The sequence below is a fragment of the Bacteroides reticulotermitis JCM 10512 genome (assembly GCF_000517545.1).
Taxonomy (GTDB): Bacteria; Bacteroidota; Bacteroidia; order Bacteroidales; family Bacteroidaceae; genus Bacteroides; species Bacteroides reticulotermitis.
Map to the genome: position 1 here is coordinate 15,171 of NZ_BAIV01000037.1, position 24,016 is coordinate 39,186.

Below are 24,016 nucleotides of genomic sequence, written 5' to 3' on the forward strand. Positions count from 1 at the left end.
TTTAATTGTACAAAGCCCTGTTTGATAATTGGATGATGAGTTTTTGCGGTAACGGGTTGGCCGTTATTCTTCGGATTACATACTTCCTGAACAATTCTGCGTTCAAGGAATTAACCCTGAACGCGAGTGCGATTATCATATCCAATCCGTAAACTTCGGGCATGAGGATATTTCCCGTTACGGTTACAGACCGAGAAATATCCGTTTTGATTACTCCTGATTTCAAAACCGCTTTGATATGGGCATTAATTGTTTGGGTATAGACCTCGAACAAAGCGGCGATTTCAAATGCCGTCATTCGTACTTCGCCGAATTGCGGTACGGATACCATGCCGTTTCCTATGGTTATTATTTGGCTGTCGCCTATTTTTAAATCCCTTTTCATTGTTTTACTTTTTAAATGGTGATTGATTGACTGTTTTCATTCCTGCGTGTCAGCAGTTTATCCATATCATTGGAAATTTTCGTGTCCGTTACTTGAGCGTAACCCTGTGTGGTAGCAATGTTTGCATGCCCCATCATCTTGGCGATACTCTCTATCGAAACGCCCGCCGAAATCAACAACGTCCCGAACGAGTGCCTGCTTTGATGGTATGAGAGATTTTCCTTCAATTCCATCGTAACACCGATTTGGTTGATATCGTACCAAATCATATCCCGGACAGGCAACGGAAATACAGGCTTGCTGTCATCGGTAGTATTATAAAGCGAAAGTATCTGCTCTGCTATCGGATGTAAGGGTATAAATGCTTCCACATTGGTTTTCACTCGTTGCTTGCGGATGTAGAGCCTGCCCTCCGCCGTTTTTCCGATATGGTGCGGATACAACCGGTGCATATCCACATAAGCCAGACCGGTCAGCGATGAAAAGATGAAAGCCCTGCGGATCAGTTCCAGCCGTTGGTCAATCATCGGGGTTTCCATTATCCGCTTTAAATCGGATTTGCTTATGTAGCGGTGATTGGTCGGCTCTTTCTTCTCGTACCTTACGTCTTCAAGCGGATTACTTCTCAATACCTCTTGGTCGATGGCAATGTAGATAAGGCGGTTGAGCCACGTCAGGTTTCTGTTTATATAGGAAGACTTTCGGTTATATACTGTTTTCAGATGGATTTTTAACGACTCCCCGAACTCCTCGGTAATATCGGCAAATGCAATATCATCCATCCCTCTGGAGCAAAGGAACTCTTGCAGGTTGGATTGCATAAGTCTCGATTCCCGATAAGTTGAATTTGAGTTTATTTCTTTCGAGCGAATCCGCAGGCGTTCTATCTCCACCTCGCCTGCCTGTAACAGCATAGTCGGAATGGAATTTACCCCTACAACCGTATTTTTCAAAAGTTCGCTGCTGACCACTCCCTGTTCTTTAAGGATATGCTCATAGGTCTCTTCCAAATGCCGACGGAAATCGGTAAGCCGGTTGTTGTCCCTTTCGGATTTGATGACGCCTTTCTTGGCGTTCCATTCTTCGGGCCGGCAATAGATACCTGTTGCAAGCGTGGAATTTTTGCCGTCGATACTGATTCGGCACGTGACGGCTGTCGTACCGTCGGTTTTCACTTTATTCCGATTAATGTAGAATAATAGTTTGAATGTACTTCTCATTGCGGTATGATGTTTAATTGTTTAAAGAACTAATTTCAAATCACGGGTGGTTTCGATGAACTTGTCCATATCATCGAAAAGTTTCTTCGGAGTAACGCGGGCATAGATTTGAGTGGTTTGGATATTGCTGTGTCCGAGCATCCGGCTGATGGTTTCTATCGGTACGCCTTCTTCGAGCGTAATAAGGCTTGCAAACGAGTGGCGCCCTGAATGATAGGTCATTGGCTCTTTTATGTCCGCCATCATCCGCAACCCCTTCATGTTGGCTTTTACCATGTCTGCGGATTGCATCGGGAACAGGGTATCCCTGTTTTCGTCCCTGTATTTTTCGATTAGGGCGATAGCTTCGGGCAATAGTTTGATACGCGCCCGGTAGTCCGTTTTCTTCCTTGCATATTTGAGCCAAAGGCTGCCTTCTTCATCCGTAAACAGGTTTTCTTTGGTAACGCGGACTACATCTGCGTAAGCTGTCCCCGTGTAGCAGGCGAACAGGAACAAATCCCTTGTGAAACGGGTCGAAGGGCGGTTTTTGGGAATATCCAAATCCCGAATTTTCTCGAAACTCTCCCGGCTTAATGCTTTCGGGGTGGTTTCTTTCTGTTTGGGCAGCTTGTAATGGGCAAAGTGAAACCGCTCGGAAATGCCCTCCTTGAAAGCAATCTTGCAGATTTTCTTCAAAATAGCCAGATAATGGCGGACAGTATCCATCGCATAGCCCTGTTCACCCAAAACAAAATCCTGGTATTCCCGGATGAACTGTTCGTTCAGTTGCCCGAATGCGACATCTTTCGTCTTGAACTTCTTTTTAATGAACTTGCCGAGTGAACGGTGTGTATAAAAATAAGTGCTTAACGTAGTTGGAGCGCAGTCTATTCCGACACGGGCTTTCAACCCTTCCATGTACCGGTCGAGAAGGGAAAGCAGGGTCATTTGGGTGTCCATGCTTCCCTGATAGAAGACCTTTACTGCCTCTGCGTCAAAAGGCTTTTTGCGTTCCACGAGGCTGTCAAATGCCGAATGCACCGCCAGCAAAAGTTTCTCGATTTTGGCATTCACTTCGACGGCTTCACGGCTCTTGCCGTCCAACCTGCTTTCGCGGGGATTCCACAAACCGGGGGTGCAGGACAGTTTCGTACCGAACTGCGCCATTGATCGGTTTACAGTAATGCGTCCCATAATCGGAGCTTTGCCCGATTTATCCAAACCGCTCTTTTTGAGGTAGAATATCCTACCCAGCAAGCAAATTTCGGGGAAACGGGGTAACTTATCTGACTGTCAGTGAAATATGCTTTAATATGTGTTATTTTACCAATAGCGGAAAACACGAATAAAGCAGAATAACGCAGCCTGACGGTTTCCAAATCGTTACCCGGCACAGGCATCAATGGTTTTCGCAACTGGTTTTTATTCAGTGATTTGCGTAATTTTGCATAGCGACAGATAACTCAATGTAAAGTAATTTTGTAATCAAAAAAAATTGAGTTATGCGGAACACATTTAAAGTGCTGTTTTACGTGAACAGCAGTAAGGAAAAGAACGGTGTTGCACCCATTTTAGGGCGGATCACAGTAAACGGGCAGGCTGCCCAGTTCAGTTGTAAACAAACGGTTGCCCTCTCCCTTTGGGATGCTAAAGCCAACCGTGCGAAAGGCAAGGGAGCCGAAGCACAGAAAATCAACCATGCCCTGGACAAAATCAAGGCGAAGATTATCGAGCATTACCAGCAAATCAGGGAGCGGGAGGGGTTTGCCTCCGCCGAAATGGTCAAGAACGCCTGGCAGGGCATCGGCAACGAATACGAAACCCTGTTATCCGCTTTCGACAGGCACAACGCCGATTTTAGCAAGCGGGTGGGCAAAGACCGCTCGAAAGGCACATACCAGAAATATTGCATCGTGCGCAACCATCTGGCAAGGTTCATCAAATCGTACTACAAACGCAATGATATGTCGATGAAGGAACTCACGGAGGAATTTATCCGGCAGTTCGATATCTACCTGCGTACCGAAGTATCCCTTTCCCCGTCCGGCGTGTGGATGTACACTGTCCCGCTGAAGATGATTGTTACCCGCGCCCATTGCGATGGGCATCTGCACCGCAACCCCTTTGCCAATTACCATGCCAGCCCCCAAGTAAAGGAACGCCAGTTCCTGACGGAAGAAGAATTACAGACGATGATTAATCACCCGTTTTCCAAACCCTCATTTGCCAAGATGCGGGATATATTCGTATTCGGTTGCCTGACCGGTATCTCGTTCATCGACATCAAGAACCTGACAACCGATAATCTGGTAAATATCAATGGCAATTGGTGGATTGTGGCGAATCGGAAGAAGACAAAAATTCCGTTCCGTGTGATGCTGTTGGATAGTGCATTACGGATAATAGAGCGTTACGAACCTTTCAGGAAAGGCAACTATTTGTTTGATTTTCTTGGCAACCAACATGCGAACCGCAAGCTGAAACAGATAGCCAAAGCCTGCGGTATTGAGAAGCATCTGGTCTTTCATTCAAGTCGGCACACGTTCGGAACGCTTGCGCTGGTCAAGGGTATGCCGATAGAGAGCGTAAGCAAAATACTTGGGCATACGAAGATTACCACCACACAGATTTACGCCAAGATTACCACCGAGAAATTGGAGCATGATATATCGGCATTCGGCAAGAAACTGGAAGCTGGGTTAGCTGTGAAACCGCAATCTTTGGCACAACCTGAACGGGGAATATCTCCAGTGAAAAAAGAAAGAGCAGTCGGGCGATTATAAATTGTCGGCACACTGCACCTGCTATACTTAGTGTAGCAATGGTAGCCACCAAAGGAAGTAAGAACGCTGCTATCAGAGTTTAACCGCAGCGACCCCAATGGGCTTTTAATAAAAGCCGTAGCTTATTAGGGCATTTTTTTTAACGCTCCGATAAATCTACACTAAAAATGCCCCAATAAGCCGATGGGTTTCACCCCTCTGGACACCCCTTAGCGGTCTTTCGACCGTAGCCGCACTGGGCGGCTATTAATGAAAATTAGTTCCAATTTTAACAGCAAGAATATGGGATTTGTAGTCTTACATATAAAGAAGCCGAAGGGCAACGATGCCCGGACAACGGCGCATATCGAGCGGACGGTACAACCCGCCAATGCAGACCCTGCACGCACACACCTGAACCGGGAGCTTATAGATTTTCCCGACGGGGTGGAAACCCGAACGCAGGCGATACAGCACCGGATAGAGCATGCCGGGATAAGCCGTAAAATAACGGATAATCAGGTGCGGGCGTTGCAGGTCATGCTGTCCGCTACCCATGAAGATTTACAGCGCATACAAAGCGACGGTAAGCTGGACGACTGGTGCAGGGATAATATTGACTGGCTCCGGGACACGTTCGGCAAAGACAACGTTGTTTCCGCCGTCCTGCATATGGACGAGAAAACACCTCATATACACGCTACGGTAGTTCCCATCGTTCAGGGCGAAAGGCGCAAGGCAAAGCGGGAAGAACAGAACGGCAAGAAAAGATACCGTAAGAAGCCGAAAGATGCTGTCCGGCTCTGTGCCGATGATGTGATGACCCGTGATAATCTGGAACGGTTTCAGGATACCTATGCCGAGAAAATGGAAAAATACGGCTTGCAGCGTGGTATCAGGGGGTCGGAGGCAAGGCATATAGATACGCCCAAACATTACAGGGATTTATATGTAAAAAACGAGGAGCTGAAAGAAAAGATAGAATATCTCGAAGAAGAAAGGCAGGAGGTTTACGAAAAAGTCAGGGACATGTACGACCGCAAGGACGAAGCACGGGAGAAGTTCCTGAATATGCACGAGTATAACAAGCAGAAAGAAACGGAAATATCCGTGACGGAATCCCGGTTGGAGCAACTCCGACAGGATTACGAGCCGTACAGGGCGCAGGAAGATATGGATTTGTTTTTCGGCGTATTCCCAAAGCTAAGCGAACATTTGCGGATAGTACAGTTATGTAAGGGCATCGGATTGACAATAGAGAGTATTAGAAAGTTATTCAACGGCGAAGCCGTACCCGTTACAGGCAAGCTCTATTCGCCCGAACACGACCAAGATTTCAGTGTGCAGGATGCCAAACTGCAACTATTCAAGGAGCAGGACAATTCCGACAGGTTTCGTCTTTCTCTCAACGGGCAGAATATCATCGACTGGTTCAGGCAGAAGTTTCAGGAGGCGAAGCAGGCGACAAGACCGCATATCAAGCCCCCGGAACCGAGTAAAAGCAAAGGTTTTAAGAGATAATCATGACAGTTTTGCAGATATTCGCTAACTTTGTCCCTATAAAATCTCGTTAATATTAATAAATTAAAATTATGTTATCTCATTTAGGAACCCAAACAATTGATACAGAGAGGTTAGTGCTTAGACCATTTCACTATACAGATGATGATGATATGTTAACCTATTGGATTAGTGACCCTAAAATCCAGTCACTATATTCTGAACCAACATATAACACTAAAGACGAAGTTAGAGAACTATTAGAGAAATATATTAGCTCATATGAGAGATTAGATTATTACCGTTGGGCTGTTATAGAAAAAGAGTCTAATATCTGCATTGGACAGCTTGCGATATTTCTCGTGGACAACAAGAATCATTTTTGTGAAATAGAATACGCATTAGGTAGTAAATTTCATCGCAAAGGTTATGCCTCAGAAGCGGTAAAGTCAATCTTAGACTTTAGTTTTAAGAAAGTGAATTTCCACAAAGTTCAAGTGTGTCATAAAGAAGGGAATATTGCATCTCAAGGCGTTATTAAGAAATGCAATTTCACCTATGAAGGCACTTTACGGGATTTCTTTTTTATGGATGGAAAATATGTAGATCGGTTGTATTATTCGATGCTTAAAGACGAATACATAAATGAACAACTTAGAGATAAATAAAATCCGCCAAGCAAACCTGTCTGATATTCCGGTACTGAAAGAGTTATATCAGAATACAATTCTGACTGTGAACAGAAAAGATTATACAGTCGAGGAAGTGAAAGATTGGGCTTCGTGCGGAGATGATACTACACATTTAGTTGAGTCTTTCGAAGAACAGCATTATGTAGTAGCAGAAAACGGAAAAGGAGTGATTGTAGGTTTTGCCTCTGTAAATGATACCGGTTATATACATACGTTGTTTGTGCATAAAGATTTTCAGCATCAAGGCATTGCAACATCTTTGTATAAATACATTGAAGTATATGCGAAAGAAAAGGGTGTGAAAAAAGTAACATCGGAGGTTAGCATCACGGCAAAACCGTTTTTCGAGAAACAAGGCTTTCAAGTTGATGAAGAGCAAAAGCGGAAAGCAAATCAATTGTGTCTCATCAATTACAAGATGAGTAAGCAACTTTTTTAATTAATAAGTATGGTATATTCTTTATTATCTGAACACAAAGGTATATTCCAAGAATAAAACGTCAAGGCTGAAATGAATTTTATCGGAAATCTTCCTTTCTCGTACCTCGAAAGCGTATTTCCGATAAAAGCCTTGCCTTATTTATTCTTTCCATAAGAGGGGTGTTTATCAGATAAAAAAGGAAAAATATATGCTTGAAGTTCCCAAGAAAACCTTACCTTTGCAACGAAGGTTATTTGTCGGTATTGCACCGCAAAACGCTGAAATAAGAACGGTCGCCAAATCGTTACCCAAGTCCTTTCAAAATACAACTAACGCCCTGTTAGTGAGAGAATAATAATCTCATTGTTTGTGTTCAGGTAGAGCAACACCTTGAATTTTTCTACTTTCATACGCTTGTTTTTTATGGGCAAAGTTACCCGTTATTCAAGCGTTCTTTGTTATGCAAAATACTGTCAGACAGCGTAAAAAACACTGATTTGATTTCTTTTATCCGTACCCTGTTACCTATTCGTTTTTCGGTAACAACTGGCTAACGGTTTGGTAACTGAAATACCGCGATTTTATGTCCGGTTCTGCATTTTCTGCAAGACGGAAAAATCAACCAAACTTGCTTATTCTAAACCGATTGCGTTTCGTTTGCCCTGTCTTAGGATGGCTTGCTTTTGGAGGGAATTACTCACGCGGCTCGTCACACGAATGCTACCTTATTAATATATAGTGGTGCTAACATAACTACTGTACAAAAATTATTGGGACATAAGAGTGTCAAAACAACTCAGGTATATGCGAATATAATGGATATCACTCTTGTACGCGATCTTGAGAAGGCGAGCTATTCCAAAACCAATGCCGGGCACATAATCTGACATAACAAACCAGCAAATCACAAAATAGAATATGTACCAGCAAGAATAAAGTTACAATTAAGACTTGAACTAAGTTCCTTAATAAGATTGAGATTAAAACACACATTCTTTTAGAACTTATTGTTTTCGAGTTCACTTGGAGGGCACTAAACGTAGCTCAGGACCAACGCAGAATTATTGGTTACAATTTGTAGTAGAAGAATGAAGAGCATGATAAGAATAAGACTCGATTACCAAGTAGCGACTACCGAAAACAAGCGAGTAATACACTGCTTATCAAATACTTAATCGTAAATTTTGGATAGAAAAGCAGTAGCATAACCATAGTAATGATATGATCTTATAAAATGTAACATACTGATTCTCTAGGGTATACCAAGAAAGTGATAGATCAGGTTTACCTTTCCATATACGTTATAAGGTATTGAAGATAGGTAAGTTATGATATAACTTAGTTCTGCAAAGACTCTGCAGATCTCGTATATTGGTATGCACTCGCAAGAAGTTGCGATTAAACCTACATTGCGGGTTGTGTTGAAGCCTGACAATAAGGTACTTGACGAAGTTGTAGTGACAGCTATCGGTATTCAACGCGCTGAACGTTCCCTAGGATATTCTGTTTCAAAAGTAGATGCTGATGAAGCTATCCAGAAAGCGGAACCGGACTTAATTCGCTCATTGGAAGGAAAAATCCCAGGAGTTTCTATAAGCTCCCCTTCAGGAGCTGCCGGTTCTGCTACCCGTATGACCATCCGAGGAAACTCGTCCTTTTTAGGCAATAACCAGCCATTGTATGTAGTAGACGGAGTACCTTACAGCAATAATGAGGTTGCCTCCTCCAACCAAGCTACTGAAGCAGGAGGAGCATATGGTAGTGGTATTTCAACCCTTGACCCAAATGATATTGAGTCAATGAATGTACTAAAAGGAGCTGCTGCTGCTGCGCTGTATGGTTCTCGCGCTGCCAACGGTGTTATACTAATCACGACTAAAAGTGGTTCGAAGAGCAAAAAGAATATAGGCAAAGGCACCGAAATCACGCTCAATGCTTCTTACACCATGGAGAAAATAGCAGGTCTTCCCGATTACCAGAACAAATTCGGTTCCGGTAATAACTTCATTCCGGGAGGATCAAATGGATCATGGGGAGCAGCATTTAGTGATGTTACAGAGGTACCTCTAAGCATTTACTCTAATAATGTCTATGGAAAAGCCTATCCGAATATGCCTGAAATGATCCCTTACAAAGCATACAAGGACAACGTAAAAGACCTGTTTGACACAGGCGGTATCTATGATTTATCATTAAACCTGAATCGTTATACAGAAACTGGTAATTTCACAACAACCCTTTCTCGAATGGATCAAGACAGCTATATCCCAAATGCTAAATTTGGTAGATATGCTATCAGCGTTGGTGGGAATCAGGTTTTAACGAATGGCTTGCGCATCGGTGGAAATGTATCTTATTCACGTACTGAACAAAACGGACCGATGTTTGGTAACAATCAATCATCAAATATCGGTGCATCTTCTTTTGCGCGTGCATTAATTTTGGGTAGAAACTGGGATATGTCTTTACCTTATGAAACCCCAGATCATAAATCCTTGTTCTTTGTTGGTGACCAAGCTGACAACCCACTTTGGTCATGGGAATACAACAAGATCAAAACAACGATGGACAGAACTGTTGCTAATGTCAATTTAGGTTATGACATTACTAAATGGATGGCAGTAGATTATCGTCTAGGTATCAATGATTATAAAATGGACCGTAAAGAAGTCTTAAACCTAGGTTCTAGAGGTCTAGGAGGTAAAGGACGTATACTCGTAGAAAGCTACGACACACAAGAAATTGAATCAACTTTTTTACTACGTTTCGACCTTCCTAAGGTTTATAAAGATTTTGGACTAAAAGCAACTGTCGGACAGAATGTTAATCAGTTTACTTCCACCAACACTCAAACTATCGGATTGAATATAATGTCGGCAGGAGTTTACAATATAAATAATACCGAGTCCCAGACGTCAGAAGAAGAGTACGTTCGGACTAGACTATGGGCTATTTTTGGTGATTTAACACTAGATTATAAGAATTTCGCATTCTTGAATATCACTGGAAGAAATGACTTTTCTTCTACGCTACCGAAGAATCAACGCAGCTTCTTCTACCCATCCATCGCCGGTTCATTTGTCTTTACTGATGCATTTAACATCAACGAGGATATTATTAAATTTGGAAAAGTACGCTTGAGCTGGGCAAAAGTAGGTAATGATGCAGGAGCTTACTACAAAAACGGAACATTTACTTTGGGACAACCTTTCAACGGACAGGCCATACTTTCATTACCATCTTCTATGTATGACCCGAACTTGAAACCTGAATTTACATCGGAAGTTGAATTTGGTGCAGAATTACAATTCCTAAAGAGCCGGGTAAACCTTGATTTCACTTGGTACAACCGTAACTCTACGAACCAAATCGCTCCTCTAAGTTTGCCATATTCTACAGGATATGGAAGTTATTACACAAACTTCGGTAAGCTGAATAATCATGGTATTGAAATTGGCTTAAATGTAATTCCAGTGCTGACAAAAGACTTTAAGTGGGATATGTACTTCACGTATACACAGAATGATAGTGAAGTTAAAGAGTTGGCAGCAGGTGTTGAACGGGTATCTCTAAACACAGGCTTTTCTACTCCAGGAGCTGTGCTCGAAGTGGGACAACCTTATGGAATGCTAGTTGGTGAAAAATATGCACGAGATGAAGAAGGAAATATTTTGGTTGACCCACAATCCGGTTTCTACTTAGTAGATAACGAAGAAGGCTATTTGGGCAATCCGGCACCCGACTGTAAAATGAGTTTAAATAATACGTTTACTTACAAAGGCATTTCTCTTTCATTCCTACTTGATGCCCAAATTGGCGGATGCGTTTGGAGTTCGTATGTTACAGACTTGCTAGGACGTGGGGTTACAAAAGATACCGAAAACCGTTACGGTTCGCGTATTTTACCAGGTAACCTTGGTGACCCTGAAACAAAGAAGCCTTTACTGGATGGTAATGGCAACAAAATACCGAATAATGTTCAGCTAACTGAAAGCGACTTATGGTTCTCTGCCAGCTCCAGCGTGTCTTCATTCGCTATCAACGGGGTAGATGAAGCAGCCGTTTATGATGCTACAACTTTCCGTTTGCGCGAATTGAGTATTGGATATCAACTACCGAAGTCTTGGTTGGCAAAAACATTTATTGGTTCTGCCAGTGTATCGTTTGTTGCACGTAATCTTTGGTATTGGGCTCCTAATGTTCCCAAGCATACCAACTATGACCCAACTGCCAGCAGTTACGGAGGAGGTAATGTACAGGGTATTGATTATACTTCAGCTCCTAATACAAGACGTTATGGATTCAATCTTAAACTCACATTCTAAATTAATTAACGTATGAAAATTAGAAATTTGATATATACACTAGGAGCAACCTTGCTACTAAGCTCTAGTTGCTCGGGATATCTTGACATTAACGATAACCCCAACAAGCCTACAACTGCTGAACTTACTAAATTATTATCAGGAGCTGAGTATGATGTTGCAATGTCTTATGCTCCAGGAAGCTATATAGGCTCTCTTTTACCTTCGTATGTGTTTCATCTATCCTCTCGCGAAGTGGATAATTACAGCATTGCGCCTTCAGCGGCAAACTTAGGAAATACGTGGCAGCAAGCTTACGCTTATGGTTTGAAGAATACGAATGCAGTTATTAAAGCTGCAGAATCCTCTGATAATTCAATTTATGCCGGTATAGGAAAATTGCTGAAAGCATACTCTTTTGCCAATGTGGTAGACCTATGGGGAGATGTACCTTACACGGAATTTGATATAGAAGGTAACTATGCTCCAGCATTAGATCCAAGTAAAGACATCTATAATCATTTGCTAGCATTAATTGACGAAGCTATTGGTGACATAAACAACACCGAATCTGCAAACCTAACAAAGCCTGCCAGTGATGACCTAATCTATAAAGGAGATAAAAATAAGTGGATCAGAATGGGAAATACACTGAAATTGAAACTCCTGGTACAATCTCGTAAAGCTAAATCGGATATATCCGGCTGGAATGAAAAAGTATCTGCGCTATTGACTGAAAATAATTTCATCAAAGAAAATGAAGATTTTGAATTCAAACATACGAAAAAAGATAATCCGGACGAGCGTCATCAAGCATATGTAGATGAGTACTTAGGTGGACAAAGCACTTATTACATAAGCCCTTGGATTTACGAAACAATGAGTGGGATGAATTTAAACGTAACAGATAATCCTTTCACAGGCGTAACCGACCCGCGTATTCCATATTATTGGGTAAATCAGATCACAGCGGATGCCAAAGCACAAAACCCGACAGATTATCGGAGTGGTGCTTTTGTATCGATCTTCTTTGGATCTAACTCGTCTTCAGCAGGCTTTGACCAACGTTCGACCTCAACCTATATTGGTATCTATCCTTGTGGTGGAAAATACGATGACGGAAAAGGCGGTAAATGTGATAAGTCGGTAGGAAATGGAGTTGCACCCGAAAAAATGCTTCAAGCTTATTCTGTGCCTTTCATGAAAGCAGAACTTTATCTAACAGGAGAAGCTACCGGAGATGCCAAAACTGCTTTATCTAACGGTATAAAATTAGCTCTAAGCCACGTCAACACGGTATCCAAAGCATCCGATGCAGAAGTTCCTCTAATTGCATCTTCCGCTATTACAGCATTTGTTGATAAGATTGTGGATAGATATAATGCGGCTGCTAATGATGAAGAAAGACTTCGTATTGTGATGACTCAGAAGTGGATTGCCAATTTCTTCAACCCCATAGAAGCATATTCTGATATTCGCCGGACTGGGTATCCTAAAATACTTGCTCAAGGTACTGCAAATGCAAAATCTCCTTATAAGAGTTCACAAACACCGGAATTAGGACCAAGTGATATTCCTTTGAAAGGTATTAACGCTTTTCCACGCGCCATGTGGTATCCAACAAGTGAAGTCACTCGCAATCCGAATGTAAAAAATGAAGGAAGAGTTCTGAGTACTCATATATTATTTTGGGATAAGTAGAATGTTTAATCATAGAAAAATAGAGAATATGAAATATATAAAAATATTTATGGCGACGGTCGTTATGGCTTTGCTAACTGCCAGTTGCGACCAAGATCTTCCATACCCATTGGATGATGTCAAAAATGGGGTTGTCATCGATATCATACGAGTAGAGGGCACCGATGGTATACTTTCTGCCGGAACAACTGATGGTGACTACAAAGTGAAAATATCCATCCCGACACAGCAAGGAGATTATTCTTCGCTAGATCATGTGCAGCTAGTGTGTGTATTTACTGGTAAAGATGGTAAAACCACATCAAAAATCGTAAAAGATAACATTACAGAATTTCCTTCTACAATCGCTCTCGATTTAGAAGAAGTATATAAGCTATTTAACCTGGTAAGCCCGTCTTTAGGAGAGACATTGTACTTTACTACTAATGTCATACTGAAAGACAAATATGTAGTACAAGGATGGAATGAGTACTCAGGGTTTAATAACAAAGCATTTACCGGATGGCAAATAGATGGAAGAGCTTATTCTTATAATGTCAGATATCCGGTAGCATGTTCGCTAGTGATTGATGACTTTGTAGGCGATCTTACTATTACCGATAATAGTGTATTCTATGAAGGTGCTAGCTATCCAGCTACAGGAGTGAAAATTTCCGATACCGAAATTGAGATTCAGGGTTTCTTTGAAGATACTAATCTACGAATTAAAATAGATCCTACTGTACATACGCTATCAGTGCCTAAACAGGTTCTCTATGAGACATTTGGTAATTACACCAATTTCTACGTCATGGGTTCCGGTACAATTGATGCTTGCAACGGCATTATTTCCTTTAATGGAACTGTAGGAGTAGATCAAGGTACTTATGACACCAATGCTAGCTGGAAAATTAAGAATTAATGCTTGATATTTTAAAACAAGCAAGAATGCTCTAACAGCATTCTAATTTTATAGCCAACCAATTGAAATCGAGTGATTCAAATTGGTTGGCTATTTTTATATCACAATTTATTTCCCCAGTAGTCGAAATAGCTACATTATAGAAAAGGAATACAAATGTTATAATACACCAGGCAATGTTACACCTTGCTTTACAATGTCTACTAGTATAGGCTTTACACCACTCACAAAACATTCCACGGCAATTACCATCAAAATAAGCCCCATTAAACGCATCATTACATTATTGCCTGTCTCACCTATCAAACGAACCAGACGAGTGGATGCACGAAGAATAAAGAAGGTTATAACATAGATTAAAGCGATCACACCAATCAACACCCCTTTCATCTCATAAGATTGAGCATCCTGCATCAAAACAATTGCATTTGCTATTGCTCCGGGACCACATAACATGGGAATACCCAACGGAGTGATAGAGATATCATCCGCATAAGTCTTAATCTCCTCATCTTTCAGTTTCATTGCAGTATAGCGAGCCTGAAGCATATCGAACCCTATCTTAAAAATAATGACTCCACCCGCTATTCGAAAGCCGTTGGTAGAGATCCCAAAGAACTTAAAAAGGAACTGACCGGCAAAAACAAAAACCATCAACGTTATAAACGATACAATAGTAGCTCGGCGAGCGATCGATTGTCGTTCTTTGTCACTCATCCCATGGGTCATAGTCAGAAACACCGGCATGGTCCCCAATGGGTTAGTCAATGTAAAAAACGAGGTAAAGCAAAGCAAGGCAAACGGAAAAAGTGAACTATTCATAAAGCAAAGGTTACAACAAGTTTATTAAATCTCTTAAATCATCGATTTGGTAGGTCGGAGAGAAAGGCAATTCGGTACGTCCTGCGGGATTGTAAAACACTTGGTTCATCCCTACACCATTAGCACCTGTAATATCGGCTTCCCAACTGTCACCGATCATCAAAGAATCACGTAATTCTGATTGAGTAGCGGATAAAGCAAAATGGAAGATCTCCGGCCAGGGTTTTAGCACGCCCAAATCGTCCGAAAGGATAACCTTCTTAAAATATTCGGCGACTCCACCCGAATGCATTTTCTGAGATTGCAATTCCCGAAAGCCATTGGACAAAATATACAAATTATACTTGGGCGATAAATACTCCAGCACTTCTTTCGCATGTGGCATCAATGTACTCTTAGTAGGTATAATTGCAAAAAAGTCATTAGAATAACGTTCCGCCAATGAATCATCATTTACTCCTACCGCCTGCAACGGAAAGGAAAAACGTTGTTTATTCAACTCCTCTTTGGTTATTTTACCATCGCCATATTCAGCCCATAACTCTACATTGCGCTGCTGATAAATTGTATAGTAGTGGTCGAAAGAATCAAAATAGCGTTCGAAATTATAACTGTCGTATACTTCTTCAAAAGTATCACGCGCATTCTGTGAAAAAGCCCAAATGGTGTCGTCTAAATCAAAAAAAAGATTCTTATACTGCATAATATATAACAAGTCAAAAAAAACAAAAAGCCAATGTGCTAATCTCGTTGTCCGGGCATCAGCACATTGGCTCTCAAAAAAAGGTTTCCCGTTTTATTTCACCTGGATAACCAAGTATTTGGATACACTCCAGAAATCACTCGGACTAGAGATCTTTAATGTCAACTGTCCTTTATCATCTTTTGCCAATTCGAAAGAACCAGCCGGATGAGTGGTTAACAAGTCTGCACGCTTAGAGTACAGTTTAATCTCTTTAGTAGTACGAACATCGATCTGTGTGAAGTAGTCTTTATTAAAGTCTGAACTCTTCAGCACATCGCCACTCTGAAGAATCTTCTGAGATTTCAACTCTGCTTTAGTACCGAATACAAACCAAGCTGAATTCAGGTTCTTATCCTGTTCGGCCACTGTTTTAGATTTTGCTTCGTTTTCAGCAGTCAATGTCTCCTTCGTAGCAGATAGATCACTTACAGCAGCATCCAATTCCTGAATACGAATATTCTTAGAAGCCAATTCAGCTTGAAGCTCTTCGATACGTTGTTGTTTGGCATTCAACTCTGCTGTCAAAGCCTCAACCGCTTTCTTCAGTTGTGAAGAGTTATAGTTACTGTTCTTCAACTGTGATTGCAGTTTAGCTATCTGAGCTTTATTCTCTTCCATTTGTTTAGAGATAAACTCGATATCAGAAGCAATCTGCTGTTTAGCACTTCCCGAATTTTCAGTTATCGTTCCGCGCTGCAAATCTACACGACTTTCGGCTGCATTAATCTGTCGGAATCCTTCCTGAATTTCATTGAAAGTTCCCATCATATCATCCAGTTCAGCATTACGCTGTGTTAGTTCCATTAAAAGAGAGTCATTCTCAGCTTTCAGGTCTTTATTTCCACCTTTAAAGCCATCACACGAAGCCAACATGGCTGCGCCTACAAATAAAATTGCTAACTTTTTCATACGCTTACATTTTACGTTTTTAAATGAAGTTATTTTAATTGTCTATTCCTGCAAGTACTATTACAATCTCGCCTCGAGGGGCGATAGCGGTAAAGTGCTCGATTAATTCCGCTAAAGTTCCGCGAAGCGTTTCTTCATGAAGTTTAGAAATCTCACGGGATACTGCTGCCTGACGCTCACTACCGAAATATTCGGCAAACTGCAACAACGTTTTCAACAAGCGGTGGGGAGATTCATAGAATACCATCGTACGAGGCTCCTCGACCAATGCTTTCAAACGCGTCTGTCGTCCTTTCTTTTGTGGCAAGAAGCCTCAAAACAAAACTTTTCATTGGGCAGTCCAGACGCAACCAAAGCCGGGACAAAAGCAGTAGCACCCGGTAAACACTGTACTTCAATGCCATTTCGCACACATTCACGTACTACCAGAAAACCCGGATCGGATATTCCGGTGTACCTGCGTCCGAAATCAAAGCAACCGTTTCACCAGCCTTTATCTTATTAACAACACTCTCCACCGTTTTATGTTCATTAAATTTATGGTGAGATTGCATTGCATTCTTTATTTCAAAGTGTTTCAGCAAAATTCCGGAGGTACGTGTATCTTCTGCAAGGATTAAATCCGCTTCCTTCAAAACCTTAATAGCTCGAAAGGTCATATCCTCCAGATTTCCTACAGGTGTAGGTACTACATATAATTTTCCCATCTATGTCTTATGCCGATTGATTAAAATATCTCTTTAGTAATTCCAGGAAGTCGTTCATAGACTCGTTTTTTTCATCCACCGTGACCTTCGATGCCAGAAAAGCAACCGCAGTACTATACGAACTCATTGCCGAAATTTGTTCTACCATACGATTCATAAATTCGCTGTCACCGCTAAATACATCTTGGGAGAAACGAAAAGAATCGTTCAAACTAATTGACTGCCGCAATGTTCCACCCAATCTAATACGTTCACCCAACACAGAAGTTCTGGGCGTTTCTATTTCAGGGTCTTTACATTCTTCTATAGCCACCACTTCTGGCTCAGTCACCTCTATTCTAGCAGATTCCAACACCTCAGTTATTTCTGTTTTATCTTCTTCAGCCGTTAGTTGAGGAACATCTCCTACAATAGCTTTTTGAGAAGGAACTTCTACAACGAGATACTCCTCTTCCAAAGCCACCGGAGCGGTTGGTATTTCCGTCAAAGGAGTCTCTTCCACCTCTTGCAAAAGCAATTCCAAACGCTCTTGCAGCTGTAGGATATTCCGCTTCAACAGTTCGGATAACGTAACAGAAGACTCCTTAGAGAAAGATTCCATAAGGTACTTCAAACCCTGCACGTCCAACTCAATATCTGTCAATAGCTTCCGTTTCATACCACACATTCTGATTTACGGTGCGAATGTAAGAATTATTTAGATAGGTAACTTTAAATAATGAATATTTTAACAGTTCTTGCACTATCCAACGCCTATACAGCCACTATTAGCATTTGAAGCCACTCTTTCCTCCTGCTACTACAAAAATAAAATAACTTCGTTCATGAACGTTTTTTCCTAGGTTATATTACCTTTGTAAACGTATTCATTTTAACTAACGAACGAACATATTTCATGGTATTATACTCAGAAGACCACACTCAAGAAACTAAAAGAAGAGGCAGAATTGAAGTTATTTGCGGTTCCATGTTCTCCGGTAAAACAGAAGAACTAATTCGCCGGATGAAAAGAGCGAAGTTCGCCCGTCAACGTGTAGAAATATTCAAACCAGCCGTCGACACCCGTTATTCGGAAGAGGACATCGTATCTCACGACAGTCATTCCATCGCCTCCACTCCCATCGACACATCCGCCAGTATATTACTCTTTACTTCCGAGATCGATGTAGTGGGTATTGATGAAGCACAGTTTTTCGATACAGGCCTAATCGATGTATGTAATCAACTTGCCAATAACGGAATTCGAGTCATCATAGCCGGCTTGGATATGGACTTCAAAGGAAATCCTTTTGGTCCGATGCCTCAGCTATGCGCCATAGCCGATGAAGTTTCCAAAGTACATGCAATTTGTGTAAAATGCGGCCAACTAGCTTGCTTTTCACACCGCACGGTGAAGAATGACAAACAGTTCCTTTTGGGAGAGACTGCCGAATACGAACCTTTATGTAGAGGATGTTACCTTCGGGCCGTGGAAGCAGATAAACAATAGTAACCCTAAATCATTATGGAAAGAAAGAAGATAACGTTCGATAGCTTCATCCGTGGTACCATCGGATGTGTAATTGTAGTAGGAATATTAATGCTTGTCGAACGACTGAGCGGAGTCTTACTTCCTTTTTTCATCGCCTGGCTCATAGCTTATATGATGTATCCACTCGTTAAATTCTTCCAATACAAATTACGCCTAAAAAGCCGGATTGTCGCTATCCTATGCACCTTCTCGTCATTACGCTTGCCGGAGTAGGCATCTTCTACCTATTAATACCTCCCATGATTTCTGAAATCGGACGGATGAACGATCTGGTAGTGACTTATATTACCAACGGCGCCGGAGGCAATGTGCCCCGCCAATTATCCGAATTCATCCACGAGTATATCGATTTACGTGCACTTAATCAGCTTTTAAGCGAAGAGAACATTCTGGATGCATTAAAAAACACAGTGCCTCAAATGTGGTCTTTAATAGCCGAGTCCATCAACATCATCATCAGCATTCTGACCTCGTTCATTATACTGCTATATCTTATTTTCATCTTGTTAGATTATGAAGCGATAGCCGAAGGGTGGCTTCATTTACTTCCTACGAAATACCGTAAATTTGCTTCCAGCCTTGTTTACGATGTACAAGAAGGAATGAACAAATACTTCCGCGGCCAAGCACTGGTTGCTTTTTGCGTAGGGATTCTTTTCAGCATTGGATTTTTGATTATTGATTTTCCGATGGCAATTGCCCTTGGTTTATTTATCGGAGCACTGAATATGGTTCCGTATCTTCAAATCATAGGTTTCCTACCTACTACCATGCTAGCCATCCTGAAAGCCTCTGACACGGGCCAGAGCTTCTGGATAATCATTGCCGGTGCATTAGCCGTCTTTACCATCGTTCAGATAATCCAAGATACACTACTTGTACCTAAGATCATGGGGAAAATTACGGGATTGAATCCTGCCATTATCCTGCTCTCACTCTCTATTTGGGGCTCGTTAATGGGTATATTGGGTATGATCATTGCCCTCCCCCTAACCACATTGATGCTTTCTTACTACCAACGCTTCATCATCAACAAAGAACAAATACGAACCGAAGAAGTAGAAATCGCTGATAATCAAGAAATAAAGCAAAACGATGAAAAATAATTCAAACTTTTTATCATGAAACACTTGCAAATTAAATAAAAGAGGCTACCTTTGCACCCGCAATCAGGAAATAACTGATTCGCAATAAGGACCGATTCGCTAGCTCAGCAGGTAGAGCACAACACTTTTAATGTTGGGGTCCTGGGTTCGAACCCCAGGCGGATCACCAAAAAGACAAAAGCCCTCTTTCAGGGCTTTTGTCTTTTTATATGCTGCTTATATAAACCTCAAAACAGGGATCATACCGAATTCCTGCCTACCTTTGGCTTTATTCATTTAAAATACTCCGATGAACTATTGAAAGTTTGGACGCATTCATTTAGAAAGTCAAATAGAAATAGAGATACGAAATGTTTTATCGCTTATCTTTGCCACATGACTACCAATAAGATAACCCCCGAAGAATTATGGGCGAGACAGCAGATCAGTCCGCTTGATGTGAACTATGATTTGTGGAATGAGCACAGAGTATCCATACAGACATTCTCACAAATGAGCCAAAGTTGCATCTTTACGGTAGATGTCTTCAAAGAGCGATACGATTTTGCATCCGACAATTTCGCTAACATATTCGGATATAATCCTACATGGATAAAGACTATTCGGAAACAAGGTGATTTGCTAGAAGAACGGATTCATCCGGGTGACCGGGCGCAACTCATCGAATACCAGATTGAGCACGGACAGTTTATCTATTCACTTCCGCAGGAGCAAAGAAATGATTATCAGCAAATATTCCAAATCCGTATGCTGAATGCCCGGCAAGAATATGTGAATGTATTCAGTCGCCACCAAGTAATTCAGAAAGACAAAAACGGAAAAGCATGGATGATTATGGGAGTGATGGATCTTTCACCCGATCAAATACCTATGGAGCGAATCAAGCGGACGGTTATTAATCGGAAGACAGGTGAGATACTTACATCGGCAGTTGTTCCGGCAGACCAACAATTAACCAAGCGGGAAAAGGAAATACTCTTATTAATCCGACAGGGATTTTTGAGCAAGGAAATTGCTTATAAACTGAACCTTAGTATTTACACGGTGAACAATCACCGCAAGAATATATTGGCAAAACTGAATGTCGATAATGTGATCGAAGCCATCAACCGGGCAGAAAGTTTCGGTATTCTCTATTAACTAATCACTGGCGTTTTATCTTAATGTACATCATTGTTCAATCACTTCAATATAAAAACTAACAGGACGAAAGCCATCGTTACACGAAATCATTGCTGAGTGCGGATTTTTCATCCAACCATCATAGAAATTGCCACCTCCATTGGCTAATTCCGTAACAAAATAACTCATTGAACTCCATGCGCTTTCACACAATTCTTCCGGTTTCTGCCCATCAACTGAAATAAAGGTCTTACCTTGTTCAATATCACAAGTGTGTTCAATAGGATTTTCGTACATAGCCGACAAATCACTATGCTGCACCCTTCTTATAGCTGTTATTCTAATCTTTTTCATTTTCAATATTTATTACATACGATATATGCAAGGTTACTCACTTATGGTTATTCGTAGGGCTGCTTTAAACATATTTCCATTACGGCAACCAATCCAAGCTATTTGTCAGCGGATTGTTTTTTCTCCATTGTTCCAGTTCTTCGTAAGTGCGAACTCCACCCACGAAAACAGCATGATAGATTTCTATGCCGGGAATCTGTACACCGTCCGGCACATCGAATTTAATTTGAAGGATGGTTTGCTTGATTTCCCGGGTAAGTCGGTTCGTTATGGCAGCAGTTACTTTTTCAACCACACCGTCATATTTTGAGCCTTTACGAATGTGGATCATGTCGAACTTCCATGTGTTCCTGTCCTCATCTTCGTAGAGGACGTGCCATTCGATACACTCTTCTTCTGTCTGAATCAGATTCTTATAGTGAACTTCCTTTAAAGAGAGCCGTTCAGCAAGATTTTGCATGACGGAAAAACTTTCTGCAATATCGAGCTTATCAGTATATATATGCAAGTCTATATCCCTACTCTTTGCCAACAGACCGGATTTAAGCGAGCCTACCAGATGAACAGTTGCCCCAATATGTTCCCATGCCGGAATAATACCAGTATGTTCCAGTATCTTCCAAGCGGTTTGCTGATTATGTAGGGCAAGTTCAAGAATATCCATATCGTTCATTTTGAGCGTGCAAAGATACAAAACTTATGGATATATAGCTATAAATAGCCATTTCCTATCCTACCCGATTGCAGTAATTTTGCGCACCGTTTTGACTCTATTTTCATCCTTTAGCAATAAATTACTACGATGTTCAATCAAACAGAGAAGCAAGAAAGAAGCTATTTACAGCAAATAATTGGTCGGCTGAAGAAGATAATCAGCCATACAGATGTGTCCGTGAAAGACCATGTAGATACATTGGCAGAGTACAAAGACTACCTTTGGAGTAATAAAGATATTGATCCGCATGAGATACGCTCCATGCGTGAAAGCATCCTGAATCATTTTGCCATAGGCGAAAGTGTAATTGACAAACGCCGACGGCTTGCCAAAATAGTGGATATTCCCTACTTCGGACGAATCGACTTTCAAGAGAAGAGCGAGAACCGTCCGATAATCCCTGTTTATATCGGCATCCATACCTTTCACGATACTGAAAGCCGGACAACCGTGATTTATGATTGGCGAGCACCTATTTCAAGTATGTTCTACGATCACGAACTGGGCGAAGCATCTTATCAATCCCCATCGGGAGAGATAAAAGGGGATATTTCGTTGAAACGCCAATACCGGATTCGGGCTGGAAAGATGGAATTTATGATTGAGAGTGCGCTGACCGTCCACGATGATATTCTGCAAAAGGAACTGAGTGCTAATGCAGATGATAAAATGAAGAACATTGTCGCCACCATCCAGCGGGAGCAGAACCGGATAATCCGTAATGAGGAAGCCCGAACGCTCATCATTCAGGGTGTAGCGGGTTCGGGTAAAACTTCTATTGCCCTGCACCGCATCGCCTACTTGCTGTATGCTTTTCAAGGTAGTATCTCTTCAAAAGACATCTTGATTATTTCTCCGAACAAGGTGTTTGCCGATTACATTTCTAACGTCCTGCCCGAACTGGGCGAAGAAACCGTACCGGAATCCAGCATGGAACAGATACTTTCCGAAGTACTGAATCACAAATACAAATACCTTAGCTTTTTTGAGCAGGTGAATGAACTACTGACAAAACCAACACCGGACTTTATTGAGCGAATCGAGTATAAATCCTATTTCGATTTCATCGCCAGTCTGGATCGCTTCATTCTACACATCGAAAACCACTATTTTAGAGCGGAAGATGTGAAGCTAACCAAACATATCACCGTCCCGGCTGAATTTATCGAAGAGCAATTCCACCGTTTCAACCGCTACCCCATGCGCCAACGGTTCGAGGCAATGACGGATTATATTCTCGATATGATGAAAGTACAGTATGCTTTTACTGTGACGACTGCCGAACGGAATTTCCTAAAAAAAGAGATTAAGCGAATGTTTGCTGGAAACAATGACTTGCAAGTCTATAAAGATTTCTTCGCATGGATGGGTAAGCCGGAACTGTTTAAAATGCGGAAGAACCGCACACTTGAATATGCCGACTTAGCACCATTGGCGTATCTGCATATCGCTTTGGAAGGTGGTACAAAGAACTATGTTAAGCATTTGCTGGTAGATGAAATGCAAGATTATTCTCCAATCCAGTATAAGGTAATACAAAAGCTATTCCCTTGTCGGAAAACGGTATTGGGCGATACCAGCCAGTCGGTCAATCCTTATGGCTCGTCTACTGCAAATATGATTCAGAAAGCTCTTGTCACAGGTGAAGTGATGAAGCTATGCAAAAGTTACCGCTCTACTTGCGAGATCACTGATTTTGCACAGAAAATACGGACAAATACCGATCTTGAACCAGTCGCACGGCACGGAGAGAAACCACGAGTACTACAATATAATAATGAGAAAGAAGAACTATCTTCCATCAAAGAATTAATTGTGACCTATCAGGCATCCGCCTACAAATCGCTGGGGATTGTCTGCAAAACCGAATCGCAAGCCTGTAAGATGGCAGATAAATTGCAAATTCCTGATATTCATTTCCTATCGAACCAAAGTTCGGCTTTTGTGCAGGGTATTGTTATCACCTCTGTACACATGGCAAAGGGTTTGGAGTTTGATGAGGTAATTATTCCACAGACAGACGATAGGAATTATCATTCAGAGATCGACCGGAGTATGTTATATGTGGCGGTAACGAGGGCAATGCACCGTTTAACACTGACATATAGCGGAACAAAACACACGCCATTCATCTAAA

The 24,016-nt window shown here is 41.6% G+C and carries 19 protein-coding genes, 1 tRNA gene and 3 pseudogenes; 13 read left to right on the forward strand and 10 right to left on the reverse strand.

All coding sequences use genetic code 11. The features are described 5' to 3' along the window. Window position 1: 1 nt before the first annotated feature. Genes JCM10512_RS18480 through JCM10512_RS18490 form a run of 3 tightly spaced genes read right to left on the reverse strand, consistent with a single transcriptional unit; the run spans window position 2 to window position 2,844 of the window. Window positions 2-385 carry a virulence RhuM family protein gene (locus tag JCM10512_RS18480; protein WP_044165211.1) on the reverse strand — a complete coding sequence of 128 codons (384 nt, stop codon included), beginning with the start codon at window positions 383-385 and terminating at the stop codon, window positions 2-4. Between the two features lie 11 nt (window positions 386-396). Beyond that, window positions 397-1,605, reverse strand: coding sequence for a site-specific integrase (locus JCM10512_RS18485; RefSeq protein ID WP_044165212.1), 1,209 nt, complete (start codon window positions 1,603-1,605; stop codon window positions 397-399). Window positions 1,606-1,626: 21 nt separating this feature from the next. Next, window positions 1,627-2,844, reverse strand: coding sequence for a site-specific integrase (locus JCM10512_RS18490; protein WP_244437304.1), 1,218 nt, complete (start codon window positions 2,842-2,844; stop codon window positions 1,627-1,629). Window positions 2,845-3,089: 245 nt separating this feature from the next. Between JCM10512_RS18490 and JCM10512_RS18495 the strand changes: the two genes are divergently transcribed. From JCM10512_RS18495 to JCM10512_RS18525, 8 genes and pseudogenes are all read left to right on the forward strand, one after another. After that, on the forward strand, window positions 3,090-4,370 hold the full coding sequence (locus JCM10512_RS18495) for a site-specific integrase (RefSeq protein ID WP_081741472.1): 1,281 nt from the start codon (window positions 3,090-3,092) through the stop codon (window positions 4,368-4,370). A gap of 282 nt (window positions 4,371-4,652) precedes the next feature. Next, window positions 4,653-5,870, forward strand: coding sequence for a MobV family relaxase (gene mobV / locus JCM10512_RS18500; RefSeq protein WP_044165214.1), 1,218 nt, complete (start codon window positions 4,653-4,655; stop codon window positions 5,868-5,870). A gap of 71 nt (window positions 5,871-5,941) precedes the next feature. Then, entirely contained in the window at window positions 5,942-6,517 is a 576-nt protein-coding gene (locus JCM10512_RS18505) for a GNAT family N-acetyltransferase (RefSeq protein ID WP_044165216.1), read from the forward strand. Beyond that, window positions 6,510-6,980, forward strand: coding sequence for a GNAT family N-acetyltransferase (locus tag JCM10512_RS18510; RefSeq protein WP_081741478.1), 471 nt, complete (start codon window positions 6,510-6,512; stop codon window positions 6,978-6,980). The genes JCM10512_RS18505 and JCM10512_RS18510 overlap by 8 nt, the downstream gene beginning before the upstream one ends. 680 nt (window positions 6,981-7,660) lie before the next feature. Continuing rightward, a pseudogene (locus tag JCM10512_RS22180) lies at window positions 7,661-7,849 on the forward strand (tyrosine-type recombinase/integrase); the annotation flags it as partial. Window positions 7,850-8,317: 468 nt separating this feature from the next. Continuing rightward, window positions 8,318-11,287: a SusC/RagA family TonB-linked outer membrane protein gene (locus tag JCM10512_RS18515; RefSeq protein WP_262482622.1), complete on the forward strand. Its 2,970-nt coding sequence runs from the start codon at window positions 8,318-8,320 to the stop codon at window positions 11,285-11,287. 12 nt (window positions 11,288-11,299) lie between these two features. Further along, on the forward strand, window positions 11,300-12,967 hold the full coding sequence (locus tag JCM10512_RS18520; protein WP_044165219.1) for a SusD/RagB family nutrient-binding outer membrane lipoprotein: 1,668 nt from the start codon (window positions 11,300-11,302) through the stop codon (window positions 12,965-12,967). Window positions 12,968-13,016: 49 nt separating this feature from the next. Then, the gene (locus JCM10512_RS18525) at window positions 13,017-13,868 is read left to right on the forward strand and encodes a hypothetical protein (protein ID WP_244437308.1); all 852 of its coding nucleotides are present in this window, start codon (window positions 13,017-13,019) and stop codon (window positions 13,866-13,868) included. A 159-nt stretch (window positions 13,869-14,027) separates the two neighbouring features. Here the strand turns inward: JCM10512_RS18525 and JCM10512_RS18530 are convergent, their stop codons facing one another. From JCM10512_RS18530 to JCM10512_RS18550, 5 genes and pseudogenes are all read right to left on the reverse strand, one after another. Further along, on the reverse strand, window positions 14,028-14,690 hold the full coding sequence (locus JCM10512_RS18530) for a MarC family protein (RefSeq protein ID WP_044165222.1): 663 nt from the start codon (window positions 14,688-14,690) through the stop codon (window positions 14,028-14,030). A 10-nt stretch (window positions 14,691-14,700) separates the two neighbouring features. Continuing rightward, window positions 14,701-15,393, reverse strand: coding sequence for a YjjG family noncanonical pyrimidine nucleotidase (locus JCM10512_RS18535; protein WP_044165263.1), 693 nt, complete (start codon window positions 15,391-15,393; stop codon window positions 14,701-14,703). Between the two features lie 93 nt (window positions 15,394-15,486). Beyond that, window positions 15,487-16,344, reverse strand: a complete 858-nt coding sequence (locus JCM10512_RS18540; RefSeq protein WP_044165224.1) for a Cbp1 family collagen-binding glycoprotein adhesin — start codon at window positions 16,342-16,344, stop codon at window positions 15,487-15,489. Between the two features lie 34 nt (window positions 16,345-16,378). Then, window positions 16,379-17,051 (reverse strand): annotated as a pseudogene (rsmI, locus tag JCM10512_RS18545) (16S rRNA (cytidine(1402)-2'-O)-methyltransferase). Window positions 17,052-17,058: 7 nt separating this feature from the next. Then, a complete protein-coding gene (locus JCM10512_RS18550) occupies window positions 17,059-17,709 on the reverse strand; it encodes a DUF8457 domain-containing protein (protein WP_044165225.1) in 651 nt (216 codons plus the stop codon). A 237-nt stretch (window positions 17,710-17,946) separates the two neighbouring features. On the opposite strand from JCM10512_RS18550, the gene JCM10512_RS18555 reads away from it, so the two are divergent. The 4 genes and pseudogenes from JCM10512_RS18555 to JCM10512_RS18570 all read left to right on the forward strand — a co-directional run bounded on the left by JCM10512_RS18555 (window position 17,947) and on the right by JCM10512_RS18570 (window position 20,828). Then, on the forward strand, window positions 17,947-18,540 hold the full coding sequence (locus tag JCM10512_RS18555; RefSeq protein WP_044165227.1) for a thymidine kinase: 594 nt from the start codon (window positions 17,947-17,949) through the stop codon (window positions 18,538-18,540). Between the two features lie 15 nt (window positions 18,541-18,555). Beyond that, window positions 18,556-19,688: pseudogene (locus JCM10512_RS18560) on the forward strand (AI-2E family transporter). 93 nt (window positions 19,689-19,781) lie between these two features. Next, window positions 19,782-19,857: transfer RNA gene (locus JCM10512_RS18565), tRNA-Lys, on the forward strand. A gap of 206 nt (window positions 19,858-20,063) precedes the next feature. Further along, window positions 20,064-20,828 carry a LuxR C-terminal-related transcriptional regulator gene (locus JCM10512_RS18570; protein ID WP_044165229.1) on the forward strand — a complete coding sequence of 255 codons (765 nt, stop codon included), beginning with the start codon at window positions 20,064-20,066 and terminating at the stop codon, window positions 20,826-20,828. A gap of 30 nt (window positions 20,829-20,858) precedes the next feature. On the opposite strand, the gene JCM10512_RS18575 is transcribed toward JCM10512_RS18570, so the two are convergent. Both JCM10512_RS18575 and JCM10512_RS18580 read right to left on the reverse strand, forming a co-directional pair. Continuing rightward, on the reverse strand, window positions 20,859-21,164 hold the full coding sequence (locus tag JCM10512_RS18575) for a TIGR04076 family protein (RefSeq protein WP_044165231.1): 306 nt from the start codon (window positions 21,162-21,164) through the stop codon (window positions 20,859-20,861). A 79-nt stretch (window positions 21,165-21,243) separates the two neighbouring features. Then, a complete protein-coding gene (locus tag JCM10512_RS18580) occupies window positions 21,244-21,837 on the reverse strand; it encodes a nucleotidyltransferase domain-containing protein (RefSeq protein ID WP_081741480.1) in 594 nt (197 codons plus the stop codon). A 129-nt stretch (window positions 21,838-21,966) separates the two neighbouring features. Between JCM10512_RS18580 and JCM10512_RS18585 the strand changes: the two genes are divergently transcribed. Then, entirely contained in the window at window positions 21,967-24,015 is a 2,049-nt protein-coding gene (locus tag JCM10512_RS18585) for a HelD family protein (protein WP_044165234.1), read from the forward strand. Window position 24,016: the final 1 nt, after the last annotated feature.